The sequence below is a fragment of the Methylobacterium sp. V23 genome (assembly GCF_002917135.1).
In the GTDB taxonomy this organism is placed as follows: Bacteria; Pseudomonadota; Alphaproteobacteria; order Rhizobiales; family Beijerinckiaceae; genus Methylobacterium.
Map to the genome: position 1 here is coordinate 1 of NZ_PDHT01000057.1, position 15,060 is coordinate 15,060.

The window sequence follows — 15,060 nt, forward strand, 5'->3', positions numbered from 1 at the left end:
GGCCACCAACTACCTGGCTGCCGTCTGCATCGCTGCTACCGTCAGCTACTGGTTATGAGTCCCGAGCCTAGGTGACTCGTTTTTGCCAAATGGTCGCGCCCTCCGATCACCTGTGACCGCCCGTGGCGCGCTTAAGTTGCGTGTATAGCAAGACCGGAGCTTGAAGCGAGCGTTGTTCCGCCGAAGTGCAAGGCACTTTTGTGAGCGAAATGTTCGATATTAGAGGCTTATCTCGTGACCTATTCCAGGTCAGTTGGAAGTTATCGAGGGGCCTTTTTAGAGCCTGTTGTCGCCTGAACAGATTGACTGGGCTTGCGTTTTCGTCTCTTTGAGGCAAGAGGGACGATGCTGAGCGTCGCGTAATGGCCTGACTTGGAGCCTCTGAACGAGATCTACCGGCCTAGGGTGTGAACCGAACCAAGGCGTTGCGAGCTTCATCGTTTCGTGATTCAGAGCCGCCGTTTGCAACATGGAGGCGGCGATGGCAGATCTATTCTGGCTTTCCGACGAGCAGTGGGCGGTGAGGGAACCGTTCATGCTTACGAACCAGCCCGGGCCAGAGCTGACGGTGACCCAGCAAACTGGCTCTTCGCCAAGTTTGGTGGATTGGGTTGGTGGGGGGGATGCCGGAAGGTAGCTGCTGGCTGAACCGGGCGGGGATTCTCAGATCAGGGCATGACCCTTCTCTGTCACATCCCCGGTTGTCGTCTTCTCCACGTCACGCGTGAGGAGAGCACTGCGCTTCGCATTTCCGCTCAAGCGAAGTGCGATCATGCCCGTTGCCCACGCTGTCGTACGGTCAGCCGGTCGGTGCATAGTCGCTATCACCGGCGTCCCGCCGACCTGCCGACGAGCGGTCAGGAGGTGCGTCTGACCCTGACGATCCGACGTTTTTACTGCCACGACCCTGCTTGCGCACGCCGAACCTTTGCCGAGCGTCTGCCGGGCCTCCTCGACCGCTACGCTCAGAGAACCTGCCGGCTGGCCGATGCCCAGGTTCGGACCGCGCTGGCGCTCGGTGCCACACCCGCCGCCCGGCTGCTGCCGCAGCTGGCGATGCCCACCAGTGCCACGACGCTGCTGCGGGGTATCCGCAAATGTCCGTTGCCGACCGGATCCAAACCGATCATCGTCGGTGTCGACGACTGGGCTCTGCGCAAGGGCCGAACCTATGGCACCATCCTCGTCGACCTCGAACGCCGCCGTCCCATCGATCTGCTGCCGGATCGTTCGGCCTCGACGCTGGCGGCCCGGCTCCGGCGCGACCCACAGATCCAGGTCGTGGCACGGGACCGCTCGACCGAATATGCGCGTGGGACCGCCATGGGTGCGCCCGATGCCGTTCAGGTCGCGGATCGGTGGCATCTCCTGCTCAATACCCGACAGATGGTCGAGCGCTGGCTCGCCCGCGTCCATCCGCGTCTGAAGCTGTTACCGGCCGTGCCCCCGGCATCGCCATCGATTCGGCGCGTCACGCCCTACCCGCGCGCACCGTCCGAGATGGTCGCGCGGGCCGCGGCCCGCGGTCGATGGGAAGCGGCCTATGACGACGTGCGTCGCCGCCATGCGGAAGGACACTCGCTTCGGCGCATCAATCGCGAGACGGGCTTGGCCCGCGCCACGGTGCGCAAGTACGCCTTCGCCGCGAGCTTTCCCCGGAACGGCATGCGCGAGCCGAAGCCGAGCATGCTCGATCCTTATCTCGGGCATCTGCATGGCCGCCTCGATGAGGGCTGCGAGAACGCTGCGCAGCTTTGGCGCGAACTTCAGGGTATCGGCTTTGCCGGCACCTCGAAGCAGGTGCATCGCTGGTTGTCCGAGTGGCGCGCAGGCCCGGCTGGAACGACTATCCGGTTGTCGCCAGCACCGACCGACACCCGTGTTGTGACCTCCACCGCATCACCCCTGGCCTCATCCAAGCAGCTGTCCTGGTATCTCCTGCGGGAGCCCGAAGACCTCGGCCCTGAGGCGGCCGCGGTCGTCTCGCGCGTCCTGCAGGATACCGAGGCGGCCAAGGTGGTCGATCTCGGCCGCCGGTTCTGCCGGATCGTCCGGAGCCGCTGTGGCCGGCAGCCATCAGGAAAATCAGATGTCACGGCGTTCGATCAATGGCTGGGCGAAGCGCAAACCTGCGGTGTCCGGATCGTCGAAAGCTTCGCTGCTAGCCTCGGTCAGGATAGAGATGCTGTTCGGTCCGCGCTGACACTGCCTTGGAGCAGTGGACAAGCCGAAGGCCAGATCACGCGTCTCAAGCTCTTGAAGCGCGCCATGTACGGTCGCGCCAATCTCGACCTCCTACGACGACGGTTCCTCCTCGCAGCCTGATCCACCAAACTTGGCGAAGAGCCGCAAACTGGTCCGCGCTGAGCGCAAGTTTTTCGGGCATCCTGAACCCTGAAGTAGGGTGGATGCCATGCCTCGCAAACGCTTCACGAATGAACAGATCGCCTTCGCTCTGCGGCAGGCGGAGAATGGTGCGACGGTGGACGAGGTCTGCCGGAAGATGGGCGTATCCGAGCCGACCTTCTACCGCTGGAAGAAGCAGTTCGTCGGCATGGGCGTGCCGGAGATCCGGCGGCTCAAGCAGCTGGAGGACGAGAACAGTAAGCTGAAGCGGCTGGTCGCCGACCTGACGTTGGACCGCTCAATGCTGCAGGACGTCCTCAAGCGAAAGTGGTAAGGCCCGGCGCTCGCCGCGAGGTCGCTGGCCACCTGCAGGTGGCTTACGACATCAGTGAGCGTCGGGCCTGTCTGGCTACCGGCTTCGGCCGTTCGTCCCAGCGCTACCGGAAGCGCTCGGACCCGCAGGTCGCGCTGCGGATGCGTCTGAAGGAGCTGGCCGCCGCGCGGGTGCGCTACGGCTATCGGCGGCTACACATTCTGCTGCGGCGGGAGGGCTGGGAGGTGAACCACAAGCGCACCTACCGGATCTACCGGGATGAGGGGCTATCGATCCGGTTCAAGCTGCCCAAGCGCAACCGGGCGTGGCGCTACCGTCAGGGGCAACCGGCGATCGGCGGACCTAACGAGGTCTGGGCCATGGACTTCATGTCCGACCGCCTCTTCGATGGTCGTCCATTCCGGATCTTGACCATCGTCGATTGCCATACGCGAGAGGCGCTCTCGCTCACACCGAGAGCCAGCTTCCGCGCCTTCCAGGTGACCGAGGCTCTGGACACCTTGGTCTGGCTGCGAGGTCGGCCCAAGAGCCTGCGGGTAAACAACGGACCGGAGTTCGCCGGTCGCATGCTTGACCAGTGGGCCTACCTGAACGGGGTCGAGATCGACTTCTCCCGACCGGGCAAGCCCACCGACAACGCCTATATCGAGTCGTTCAACGGCCGCCTACGGGCGGAGTGCCTGAACGCCTCGTGGTTCCTGTCGCTGGCTGACGCCCGGGAGATATGTTACGGGATGCCGACGGTCCCGCGGCCTCGCGCGACGTCGGGAGTACGCGGCGAGCTCCGCCTAGCACGCTCCATAAAACAGCGGGGCGACGAGTTTTCCGGCCTGGTCTCCAACGGGACGGCATGCATCGGAATTGCCGCGCGGGGCGTCGCGGCAAGGGCAGCGTCGGCGTGATGGGCGAGACGTCTCTCAACCTAGTGGGTGGGGGTCCAGGCGGCGGGTCTGCTCCGCAGGCTATCACCTTCCTATGCCACAACAGCGCGGACAAACTCTTCGTTAAGCAGATTGCGGATGCCCTCGAGATTGAGTTCGGCACGCGCTACTTCCTGGACGCCTACGCCATCCCGACAGGTGAGGCGTTCCTGCCGTGGATTGAGCAGTCCTTGGCCGGGGCGGCAGGCATCGCGATTTTTCTCGGCAGCAATGGCTGGGGCCCTACGCATCTCTGGGAGGCGGAGCGCGCCCTCGCGCGCTATCGCGCGGACCCAACATTCAAGTTGATCCCAGTCGCGCTTCCCGGGATAAATGGCGAGAACATGCGACGACTCGGCGCGGGGAAAGTCTTCCAAGACATCAATTGGGCCGACTTCACCAAGGGGCCACGCGATCTGGACAGCCTCCGTAAGCTCGAGGCGGCGCTCTCGGGCCGCAAGCTTCCTCAATATCAAGGGCCGTCGCGGCTGACGCCGTACCAAGTTCGCCGAGACGCGATGCGCTGGACCGATGCCAGACGCAAGGATCGGAGCATCCTCTACAAGGGCGCACAGCTCGACCAGGCCTTCGATCTCGTGCAGCGCAATCCCGATTACGTCGTGGCCGACGAGGTTCTCCCTTTTCTCGACGCGGCGAGGGCTCATCAGCGCCGGTTCTGGCAACGCGTCGCCGGTGCCGGGCTGTCAACGGCCGCTGCGCTCACGGCTCTCAGCATCGCGATCTACCTCAACTACAGTCTGGCAGAGCGTCGGCGGATCGCTTCGCTTTCGCGTCAGCTCGCCATCGCGTCCCGCGAGGCTCCCGGCGCCGATCGGAGACTGCTCATCGCGACTCGAGCCGTGCTGACCGACAGGACGGCCGAGGCAAAGGGCGCGTTGCTGGAAAGTCTTGAGGAGTGGCGGCACCTGCGGCGCATAACCCATCTCGGAGCGGGAGTGAACGCGCTCGCAACGGAACCGGACGGGTCGGCAGTTTTAGTCGGAGCCGAGGGCGGATCCGTCCGGTCCGTCGCCGACGGCATTGCGCGCGAGGTGCTGGCCCCACGCCCGAGCGAGGGCTCCACGACGGCGCTCGCCCTGGCAGGGAGCCTCTATGTCGGTCGGGAAAGCGGCAGGGTCGAGGCGCTCGCCGGCCCGTCGCCTCATACGCTCCTGGCACCGCCGCAAAATCCGCCGTTGCAGCGCGATCTCGCAATCCGGTGCCTAGCCGCCAAGCCCGACGGCTCGATGGTCGCTGCCGCCAGCGGATCGGGCCGGCTCGCCCTCGTCGAGACCAGCAGCGGCAGGGTGGTCCGGGACCTCGACGAGGGCGAAGCCGTCGCCTTCAGGGCGCTCGCCTTCACGCCGGACGGTGAGCGGCTCATGGCTGGTACATCCTTGGGTGAGCTCATCGTGCTCGACGCCCGCACCGGGGACGAGAGGCAGCGATATCCGAGGCTCGACGGCGGTGTCCTAGCGGCGGCGTTCGGCGCCGGTGGCGAGCTACGCGTCGTGACAGGGTACGGTGCGCTGGTAACGTTCCACGAGGAGGGCGGCGAGTTCCGGCGGATTAAATCGCACCACCTCGGCAGCCTGCTGACGAGCGCGGCCTTTGATCGATCGGGGTCGCGTATGGCGACCGGCGACGCCTCCGGGTCTGTGCGGGTACTCGACGGCGATGGCGAGCCGACCGGCTTCGACAGGACGGGGGCGCATGCAAGCCCTATCTCCGCGCTCCTTTTCGCGGCCGACGGGACTCTCCACTCGGGCTCGTCAGACGGGACGCTCGCCACCTGGGATCTTTCCAGTGAATCGGGGCCGTCGCGCCCGGTTCCCGGCCTGGGCCCGACCGTAGACGTTCTCCGGACGCGTCAGGACGGGACGCTAGTGGCGGCGCTCGCGACCAAGGGAAGGGCGGAGGCATGGCGCCTGGACGCCGAACGCTGGGTCATGGAGCTAGACTTGCTCTCGACGACCCGGGAGATCCTCGGCCCCGCAGCCCTGCGGGCGACGGACGGCGACCCGCCGAGCCCGGGATTCGAGTCCATGGATGCGGAGGTCCCAACCATCGCCATGGATGGATTAGGGACGCGCATCGTCTGGACGACGGCGAGCGGAGCCGTGATCTGGCAAGACCTCAGCCGCGGCCGGCCGAACGTAATCGCGCCCGGTTCGGACGGTGCCTCCGAGGTCGGCCTGAGCCGGGACGGCCGCTGGCTCGCCGTCCTCGCGGCCGGCCGCAGGCAGGTGGAAATCGTCGAACTCGACGCGGCCGGCTCATCACGATGGAGCACCCCGTTGCCCGCCCCCGGTCGGTCCCTCGCCTTCGATCCAGGCGGCAGCCGGCTCGTGGTGGGGTTAGAGAACGGCAGGGTCGCGGTGTTGCGGTCGTCGCAGAATTGGCGTGCGGACGCCCAGACCGTCCCCAGGCACGATTCCGGTGTCGCCGGCATAGGGTTCACGACGGACGGCGCCAAGCTCGTCACCTTCGGCTCCGGCGGCGGCGGGAGCGACCGCAGCGTAGTCGTGACCGATGCCGAGTCCTCGACGCCGCCCCGGCGTCTGCAGAGCCGTCTGGCGGGAGGCAGCGTCGCGGCCATGGCCGTTGGAACGAGTACGGGGCTCCTCGCGGCAGCCGATCAGGACGGCATGGTCTGGCTCTGGGACTTGGCCGACCTCCGGTTCATGGCAGTCCTCAAAGCCGGCACCACGTCGGTTCCGGCGCTCAGGCTAGACACCGAGTCCGGCGCGATGATCACCTATTCGAGCGACGGCAGCTTCCGGTCCTGGGACCTGAACGTGGGAAGCTGGGTCATGCTTGCGTGCCGAAAGGCGAACAGGGACCTTCGCCCGGACGAGTGGGCCGAACTGCTGCCGGACGACGCGATGGTGCCGACCTGCGAGAGGTGAGGTAGCTCGAGTGTTGATCGGCGCGGGGTCTTGGAAGCTGATATTCAGCGATTTTAGATACCTAAGGGGATCGACGCCGGATGGTCGCGCGGATTCAGGTCTCGAACCCGGCCGTTTCTGGACAATGGAGATGCACATAGTGCGTCCCCTCCAATCGATCGAACGCGCGGCTGACCCTTGCGGCTGCGCTTCACCGTGACCAAATAATCGCGCTGTGCCGCAATAAATGTCGGAGCATTCGGGATGGATAAGCGAAGGCATGTCTTCATAAGCCATCATCACGCCGACGACGCGCACGTCGGCAAGCTTACGACGATGCTGAAGCGGAATGGTTATGACCTGCGCAATAGCTCTATCCGCGCCAAACCTTCGAACCAAGTCCGGCTCGACAAGAAACTAATCCCAGAACGTACCCTCAAGCGTCTTCTTCGCATGAAAATGTCATGGGCTGGAACCGTCATCGTCTTGGTTGGAAAAAACACTCACCGGCGGCCTTGGGTCGATTGGGAAATCCGGAAGGCCAACGAACTCGGCAAGCGGATCGTCGGCATCTACGAGCGCGGTGGCACGACAAACGACCTACCAACCGCGTTCGACGACTACGGCAGCGCCTTGGTGAACTGGAACTCTGACAGCCTCATGGACGCGATCGATGGCACCGATAGCCCGTTCGAGAATCCCGAGGGACAGCCGCGTGAGCCCATCCGCGAGCCGCAGAGGAATGCCTGCTGACCGCCCCCCCCGGATTTACGTCTACGTCGTCAAGTACGATCTCGGGTTCGCCCCAAATCCCTTCGGCGGCGTCTGCACCCTCGCATGCTGTAAGCCCGACATTCGGCGTGTCGCGCAGATTGGCGACTGGGTGATCGGTATGGGTGGCGGTGCTCTCAAGGCAACCGGTCGATGTGTCTTCGCAATGCGCGTGACGCGGCATATGACTTTTAATGAATACTGGCGGGATCCGGCGTTCGGCTCGAAACGTACCCAACGCAATGGTACGCGCAGGACACTAGTCGGTGACAATATCTACCATCACGGCGATGATGGTGTTTGGACCCAGGAAGACTCGGTACATAGCGCCAATGATGGTTCACAGGATCCAGCTAACACTAGGCACGACACCCAGACGGACCGATTGCTCTTGTCGGATCATTTCATCTATTTCGGAAATGCCGCGCCGGTCGTACCGCCCTTGATCCTCAACGGGATGGGATACAGTAATCGGCGGGGCCACCGTACGTTCGAGCTCGCGGCATCCGGCGAACTGGTTGCTTGGATCGAGGCACAAGCCGGCGGCGTAATGAACCGCATCCTGGGTGACCCCTTCCAATTCAGGGAATGCGGAAAGCGATACTCAAAATCCCTTGACAAGTTGATCTAATCGCCGCGCACTTGCCGTAGTTACCCACGCAGTTTGTGCTACAGGTTCAGAGGACGCGCGGCGGCCGCAGCACGGGGTTATGTCAGGGCCTTGCGCAAGGTCGGTTTGGCTGATCCTTTGGCAAGATGGGCCGCAGCGACCTGAATGTCTGAGCCGCGAGGAACTGATCGAGTTGGTGCTGCGGCTGCAGCGCCCGGAGAAGACCCCGCGCACGTCCTCGAAGCCGCTGTCCACTGACCGCAAGAAGCGGCGGGAGCAGGACGAGCCCGGTCAAGAGGGCCATAGCCGGGTGATGAGCGAGGATCCCGACGTGCTCGTCGATCATCGTCCCGATCGGTCCGCGGGTGCACGCGGTGGCGACCTATCTCAAGATCTTCCAGGCACTCTCTTACGAGCGGCTGCAGGCGGCGCTCTCGGATCTGTTCGGCCTGACGCTGTGCCAGGGCGGCCTGATGAACCTGCTCCGCGGCGCGCAGGCGCGCTTCCGGTCCGGCCGCGAGGCCGCCGTCGCGACGCTGCGCCGGGCCGAGGTGTCGCGTCCGACGAGACTGGCGTCCGGATCGAGGGCTCGAACGCCTACCACTGGGTGTTCCGCTCGGGCGAGGCAGTGGTCTATCGCGCGTCTCCGACGCGCGGCGCCGTCGTGGTGCGGGAGACGATGGACGACCACCGTCCGGCGGTGTGAATCTCGGACCGCTAAACGGCCCAGCAGGCACGCGCCGTCCGCCACCAGACCTGCCTCGCCAATCTGGCCCGCGACGTCGCCTACGCCGTCGCGGTCAGCGCCGATCCGGTGCCGCTGCGCCTGCAGTTCTGGCAGCAATCTGTGTTCGCCCTGGCCGAGCGCGTCACCAATCTGGCCGCCTCCACGCTCTTGGCGAAACGGCGGGCGCTGGAACGGCGGCTTTCCGACATGCTGTCCGCTCCGAGCCGCTGTGCCCCGACTCGAGAACTGCAGGCCAGGATCGGTCGGGCACGCGATCAACTCCTGGTCTTCCTCGATCATCCCGGCACGGGTCGAAGCCACGAACAACCTCTGCGAGCGCCTGCTCCATCCGCCCGTCGTGCAACGCAAGATGACCGATGGCTACCGTGCGAGGTGGACCGCCACCGGCAGGCCAACATCTGGACCGCCGCTGAGACCGCCCGCCCCTCCGGCGCCAGCCCGTTCGCGACAATCCTTGCCACCGTCGCCTGAACGGCGCGCCCATCAAAGGCGTGTGAAATTACTACTTGCACATTGCATCGGCATCCGTCGGAGATCACTCTCACTATTGCACGCTGCGGCTACGGGACGAGCCGCGGCCGGCTCGCCGGCGAAGGTGCCCGCGACTTTGGCGTTCAGCGCCACCGAGCTCTTCAAAGGAGCATAGGAGGCCTAGTGACGTCGCTGTCGCTTCCCCGGGCGCGCTCGCGCCGCGGGCCGCGTTTGGAATACCGTCGATCCGGCTCAAGGGCCTCCCTGGAACGCCCGGCATCGAGCTCCAGGGCTATCTGGGGAGCAACTGCGGTGCAAATGGTTGGCGGCACGGTCGAACCGGACGGTAGGTCGAGCCGCCATTTCGGCGGGAAAAACAGCTCAATCTTCTGAGACGAGGCCGTAAATCGCGCCTTGATGCGCGAGCGGTTGCTAGCAAGTTCCGGCACTGCCTCGCGGCAGTATTTATCCAGCTCGCAGAACAGTCCCTGGCAATCGATGGCATGCAGCCTTCGGCCAAAGAGCCCCCTAAACGCCAGGCCGAGGCGCTCGAACTCCGCATCCTGCTGCTCGACCATCCATTGGATCGCGTCGGACGACGTATAGTCACCGAGGGAATGGAACGCCTTGCGCAATCCGCGCAGGGCCCCCGGCCCAGCCTGGGTATAGTCATCCTCGGAGAAGCCCAGGAGGTCGGAGTAATTCAGGTCCACAGCCGTCTGGTAGGCCATGAACGGCCCCATCAGGGGAAAACCTTCGAGGGTTCGCACAATGCCTTCGAGCGAATTGGCGCCCCGCACGGCTTCGTGGAGGCGGCCACCACCGAACATGTGCTTGAACAGGGCAACGTGATTCCGGTGCTTCTCATCGAAGCCATAGGCCTTGTTGGCGCATAAGATGAAGGCGCCGGTATAGAGACCTCCGTTCGACGCCTTGACCCGATCCAGCGCCTGCTCAAACCGGCCTGACGTGAGATCTTCCAGGCGGGGTGCGCCACCGAGAACGGCCCGGACGCCCTCCCAGGTCGCTATGTTGCTGAAGGTCCGGAAAGCTACGATCTGGAACACGCGGTCCGCGTACGAGCCTGCATCGTCGGCGTAGGCGACACTACGGATCATGTACTGCGACACACGATCCGCGGCCCGGAAGACGTTGCAGAACTTATATGTGTTAAGGATCGGATCGGACGTCCATGGTCCCGGCTCGCCGGCGACGCGCCGTTCGAAGGCCTCATGGCGTCGGGCCGCGAACGTCCAGTAGATCTCGTACACCCCCCGACGTGGGACCGGGGGCGCTAGCCGGGCGTGCATGTGCATAGTGCTGGCCTCCGTCACGCCACCTTGAGAAAGACGCCGGTGTCGTGCAGGTTGAAATATCGGCGGTCGTCGACGAGGCGGGCCGCGGCGATGCGCTCGCCCACCGTGTAGAGGAACCGGTTACGTCCGGCCCAGTGGTCGAACACGATTGCCCCCCCGACCATCACCCTGTCCGCGATTACGTCGAGGATCGCTGAAGCCGAGGCATGATTGTCCGTGTCGACGAAGGCTAGGACTACCGCTTCCGTCGCCAGGCGCTCCACCGTCTCGACGACGTCGCCAGCCACGATCTCGACGTTGCGGCCCTCAAGGTATCTGCGCGCCGCCAATTCGTCCAAGAACACGCAGTCGGGGTGCCGGTAGAGGTCGAGGATGCTGCGGGAAGGCGGAAATCCATTGAACGTGTCGAAGCCGATCACCTTCCAATCCATGCCAAAGGCTTCGACGAAGCGGGACAGCAGCATCGTCGTCCCCCCTCGGAACATCCCGAACTCGGCGACGACGCCCTTCAGGCCGAGCCGGGCTGCGGAGCGCAGGCATTGGAAGAGATGGACCTGACAGTTCGGGTAACCGTTCGCGAGCGAGGGGACCAACGCGTCACGAACGACCTGCGCGAACATGGCGTCGCGAAACCCCAGGTGGCCATATCCGCCCAGGAATATGCGGGTGCCGGGTTCGAGATGCGGCTCCATCGCGACGAGGAGCGCTTCCTTTCCGGCGTCCTCGGCCACCACCACCATGTCGGGGCGGTCCGACGCGAGGCATTCAAGGGGGGCGTAGCCTCCCTCGGCGGGACCGGCGCCGTGATCGCCATCCGGGGCATACATCCCGGTCAGCCTTTTGTAGGAGCCTAGGGACGAAAGGAAGGCGATGACCTTCGCCGTCGCGACCGACCGGCCGACGATGCCGACCCGCGCGCCCGGCCGCAGCGCCAACGCTTCCGCCAGCTCGTCCAGCAACTTAGCGAGATCCGTGGGGTTCAAGACCGCTCACCCTCTTCCCGGTGAATTGCTTCCGCGACCACGAACGAACGCACTGCCGCCGGCCTTCCGCATGCCGCGTCAGCCACGATGCGGCGTGCCCCATCGCGTAGTTGGTCCGAAAGGTCTCGAATGACAGCCAAGCTCGCACCATCAGACGCCGAGCGCCAGAGCTTCTCGAAGATGTCCACCACCTTTCGTATCCCGGGTCCGGGATTGACATCGCCATCCTCGAAGCCGTGGCTGTCGATTAAGCCCTCGAAGTTCTCGTCGTGATCGCTGAACGGGCTCGCCGCGTCAGCTGGCAGCAGGCCGGAAGGCTCCTCGCGCTCTTCCAGGAGGAGCCTGTACTTCGTCGCGTAGACATAGAGGTCGATGGCGGTATCCAGGACGGCTTCGTCGCCGGCCTGGATACCGTCCTTCAGGAACACCTCCAGCCGGTCCACCTTCCTCGCCACGTTCGGAAGCACGCTGACAAGTTCGCCGCGCCGTTTCCAGGCTGCCCCGTAGAGGCGGTCCTTCCGTGCGTGCAACCGCTTGATGCCTTGCTTGAAGCGCTGGTCCGGGGCGCTCTGCTTAGCGCTGACAGCGAAGAAGTCCGCCAGGCTGCCCGGTTCCAGGGCGGCCAGTCGATCCGGCTCGTTTCGCGAGAAGTGCTCCCAGACTGCCGCAGCCACATCCGTATGCGGAAGTGCCGCCAGTTCCACGCGAAGCCTTTCTTCACCCCATGCTACGGATCCACACCGGATCCGTAGCGCACTCAGGGACGCCCGCAGGAACGGATCAGACACAGCTACACCCTCGGGTACTGGCGCATCCGGATCGGCGGCCATAGCCGCCTCGGCCTCGAACCATGACGATAGAGCTGGGTCAAAATCATCCCAAGGGGTTCGGAACTCAGCGCGGATGACACCAAAATCGTACGGCGTCAGGCGGTGGAAGCTTTCGGCGATGCGCCTAGCACGCACCCAATGCCGCTCGTAAATATGGAACGAAGACGCGATCCAGGTCTGGCGCCCGACCGCCACGCCAAGCCAGTGTGCCAGCATCTCATGCAGCACGCTCCACTCGAAGGCGTTTGCCCCCGAGAAGCCCCATACCGCATCATTGCTCCTAACGGCCACGGCTAGGTGGAGTTGACCGTCGCGGACGATCCAGCTCAACCAATTGTTGCACGGGATGTCGATGGTCGCCGTTAGGTCCTTTTCTGGGTCGAAAAGGCTCATGACGGCCCTGCGGCTCACCGGGTCATCGCTCAGGATGCGCTTGACGTGGGCGATCTGGTCGACGCCGGCGGACGCCCACCGACGAAGCCGGGGCCCGTACGCACCCCGCCAAGTCTGGCCCCCGTCCTCCGAGAACTCGCCAGCACGGGGTAGATAGCGGGACAGCCATTCGATGTCGTCGCGCCCGGCGATAACCCAGAGCGCCTCGGCGATCTGGGCGAAGACGTCGTTGCGGCGCTCGGGCACGAAGAGAAGCCGTTCGAGCGGCCGATCGAGGACGGCGACCTGATGAATTAGTTCCTTGGTTCTTTGACCCCCGACTGTCACATCCTCCCCCGACTCCATGACGGCGCCGATTCCCTCCACGGTCGCGAAGCTGATGTTCCGCGAGGTCACCACCATTGAGGAGTCTCCGGTCAGGTAATGTCTGCCTCAGGTAGAAGAGTGCGCGCGGCGAGTTTTTCAATAGTTTGACACGCTTCCAACTCCGCGGGCGGTAGGCACTGCGATCTCAGCCGATCCGCATTTAACCCTTACGAAGCAGTCTGCAGACAGGCGCAGCTTTGTAGAAGCTGCCCGTCCGTAAAGAAGTGGCATGCCACCGACCGGAACCCAACAAACTAAGGCAATACGGTCGCGAGGCGCGACCTCATTACCGACATGCGCGGCATGCCGTTTGGCAGATGTGGTTGGACGGCGTGACCTTCTGCTTCAGCGCTGTCGAGACTCTAGTCGCCACAGCTGGGTAGGCGGTTCGCAAGTTTAAGGATTAAGGCCCGGTTTACCGGGTCGTGAAAGTTGCCCCCGAGAGGATGGGCGGGAGGTAGATCCGTAACGACGGTGAGATGCTCTCTGGGTCATGTCCGTCGTCGAATATAGGCTCACCTCCAATCCAAACGCGATCATGTGGTGGTCCTCTTACCGACTTCGGCAGAAGCCAAGAGCCTAATGCAAAAGAACTTAAGTGGGCTGATGCAGCCTCGGAGCAGAGATTGACAATGAAGAAAGGATTTTCAGTACATCCCAATGCTTATAGCGCTTCATAAAAGCCGGATACTGAAAATAAATATTAGAAAACGGATCCTTACGCTCGCTTATTTACAAGCAAACAAACTACGGTGACTTGCATTCAGTTTTATGCTTGATTCATGAAGGGTTTCTATTCATAAAATTTTTCAAATATATTATCCATTGCTTTCGCTAGCTCAACATCCAAATGGCTAATTCTGCTTCCTATGTCCCACGTCGATAGCCAGACATCAACAGTTCGAAACACGTTTTGCCAGCGTGGATGATGTTTCTGCTCATTCACAACAGGCACACAAGCATTGATAAATCCAATAGCGTTGCTAAATTTTTCAAAATGATACTGTCGAGATATTTCAATTCGTTGTCTTGGATATTGTCCTGGCATTGGACTAATGACCAGCCTCCATAGAGGTAGATTGGTTAGCGCTTCACTTATCTCCGCATCAGTTAGAGCACCTGGCAAGCGCTTCGGAGTCGATTTGTAAGACGGCAGTATAAGTTTTTCCTCAGATTTTTCAAATAAATACGGACTCTCGCGCAATTTATCGACCAATATTTGCAAGTCTTCTTGCCAAAAATTATCCCTAATTTCTAAGTACTGATAACTAGTTATCTCTTTGAGTTCTGCTGGTAGCCCTTCCCTTGATGGCATGAGGCCATTATTAACAAGCACGGGGATAATAGTAATTTTTTTCGCAAGACACTCTCTTAATTCTATATTGATCCAATCTTCTTTGTTGTCGATGCGGCGCCGCCCGTATTCGTCGGAAATACGTAGCCACGTTGGTCCAATTGCGATTATAAGTACGGCAGTACTATCAAGGGCATTCCTAATCTGGTTGGCCCAAACTTCGCCAATGCCAATTTCCTCAGAATCAAAAAATACTGGATTTTTAAACGTTCGGCGAAGTTCATCACGCAGACCCCGAGCGCTCGGCGAGCTATCTTGGCGCCGGTAGCTTATGAAGATCGTGTCAGGCATCTGCTGGTTCTCCGAATCGCTAAACCTACGCCGAATACCTTTCGGGCCTTGGGACACAGGGTAAGGATACCGAATAAGGCGTATGGCGGAAGTCCTATCGGCGTCATGATATGTCGACCTAAATACGGGTCTGATGGGGCGCCTCGTGTGAATCGGTGGTTAGTCATGACCCTTCACACAAGTCAGTTTCAGTCATGGAATGTTCAGTCGTAGGGAATTCGCTTGTCTTAAGAGGCCGGTGAGGGCGAAAAATCTGGGATAATTATTCGAAGCCAACCCACAGGCTGGATTCCCGGTCCCTGCAAGTGGTTATCGCCGACGAGTGAGGGCGTGTTAGGGTGTGAACCGAACCAAGGCGTTGCGAGCGTTATCGTTTTGTGATTCAGAGCCGCCGTTTGCAGCATGGAGGCGGCGATGGCAGATCTGTTCTGGCTTTCCG

At 62.4% G+C, this 15,060-nt stretch carries 8 protein-coding genes and 3 pseudogenes; 7 read left to right on the top strand and 4 right to left on the bottom strand.

Annotation, left to right across the window (positions count from 1 at the left end; translation table 11 throughout):
* Positions 1-481 precede the first annotated feature (481 nt).
* The 7 genes and pseudogenes from CRT23_RS25970 to CRT23_RS26000 form a co-directional block, all read left to right on the top strand.
* A pseudogene (locus tag CRT23_RS25970) lies at positions 482-562 on the top strand (IS5/IS1182 family transposase); the annotation flags it as partial.
* A gap of 113 nt (positions 563-675) precedes the next feature.
* Positions 676-2,325, top strand: coding sequence for an ISL3 family transposase (locus CRT23_RS25975; RefSeq protein WP_103712425.1), 1,650 nt, complete (start codon positions 676-678; stop codon positions 2,323-2,325).
* 88 nt (positions 2,326-2,413) lie between these two features.
* Positions 2,414-3,402: pseudogene (locus CRT23_RS25980) on the top strand (IS3 family transposase); the annotation flags it as partial.
* Positions 3,403-3,581: 179 nt separating this feature from the next.
* On the top strand, positions 3,582-6,509 hold the full coding sequence (locus CRT23_RS25985; RefSeq protein WP_103712430.1) for a TIR domain-containing protein: 2,928 nt from the start codon (positions 3,582-3,584) through the stop codon (positions 6,507-6,509).
* Positions 6,510-6,752: 243 nt separating this feature from the next.
* A complete protein-coding gene (locus CRT23_RS25990) occupies positions 6,753-7,241 on the top strand; it encodes a TIR domain-containing protein (RefSeq protein WP_103712426.1) in 489 nt (162 codons plus the stop codon).
* On the top strand, positions 7,231-7,890 hold the full coding sequence (locus CRT23_RS25995; protein ID WP_103712427.1) for a hypothetical protein: 660 nt from the start codon (positions 7,231-7,233) through the stop codon (positions 7,888-7,890). The genes CRT23_RS25990 and CRT23_RS25995 overlap by 11 nt, the downstream gene beginning before the upstream one ends.
* A 112-nt stretch (positions 7,891-8,002) precedes the next feature.
* Positions 8,003-9,088, top strand: a pseudogene (locus CRT23_RS26000) (IS66 family transposase).
* 161 nt (positions 9,089-9,249) lie between these two features.
* On the opposite strand, the gene CRT23_RS26005 reads toward CRT23_RS26000, so the two are convergent.
* From CRT23_RS26005 to CRT23_RS28175, 4 genes are all read right to left on the bottom strand, one after another.
* Positions 9,250-10,359 (bottom strand): nucleotide kinase domain-containing protein, encoded by a 1,110-nt coding sequence (locus CRT23_RS26005; protein WP_245436599.1) that lies wholly within the window; start codon positions 10,357-10,359, stop codon positions 9,250-9,252.
* Between the two features lie 59 nt (positions 10,360-10,418).
* Positions 10,419-11,363, bottom strand: coding sequence for a TylF/MycF/NovP-related O-methyltransferase (locus CRT23_RS26010; RefSeq protein WP_245436601.1), 945 nt, complete (start codon positions 11,361-11,363; stop codon positions 10,419-10,421).
* Between the two features lie 20 nt (positions 11,364-11,383).
* On the bottom strand, positions 11,384-13,012 hold the full coding sequence (locus CRT23_RS26015; protein ID WP_103712429.1) for a thymidylate synthase: 1,629 nt from the start codon (positions 13,010-13,012) through the stop codon (positions 11,384-11,386).
* Between the two features lie 757 nt (positions 13,013-13,769).
* Positions 13,770-14,621 (bottom strand): 4a-hydroxytetrahydrobiopterin dehydratase, encoded by an 852-nt coding sequence (locus tag CRT23_RS28175; RefSeq protein WP_146056524.1) that lies wholly within the window; start codon positions 14,619-14,621, stop codon positions 13,770-13,772.
* Positions 14,622-15,060: the final 439 nt, after the last annotated feature.

What these genes read in the sequence shown, in the direction of transcription:
- CRT23_RS25975 (WP_103712425.1), top strand. Translation starts at nt 676, where the DNA reads ATGACCCTTCTCTGTCACATCCCCGGTTGTCGTCTTCTCCACGTCACG.
- CRT23_RS25985 (WP_103712430.1), top strand. Translation starts at nt 3,582, where the DNA reads ATGGGCGAGACGTCTCTCAACCTAGTGGGTGGGGGTCCAGGCGGCGGG.
- CRT23_RS25990 (WP_103712426.1), top strand. Translation starts at nt 6,753, where the DNA reads ATGGATAAGCGAAGGCATGTCTTCATAAGCCATCATCACGCCGACGAC.
- CRT23_RS25995 (WP_103712427.1), top strand. Translation starts at nt 7,231, where the DNA reads ATGCCTGCTGACCGCCCCCCCCGGATTTACGTCTACGTCGTCAAGTAC.
- CRT23_RS26015 (WP_103712429.1), bottom strand. Translation starts at nt 13,012, where the DNA reads ATGGTGGTGACCTCGCGGAACATCAGCTTCGCGACCGTGGAGGGAATC.
- CRT23_RS28175 (WP_146056524.1), bottom strand. Translation starts at nt 14,621, where the DNA reads ATGCCTGACACGATCTTCATAAGCTACCGGCGCCAAGATAGCTCGCCG.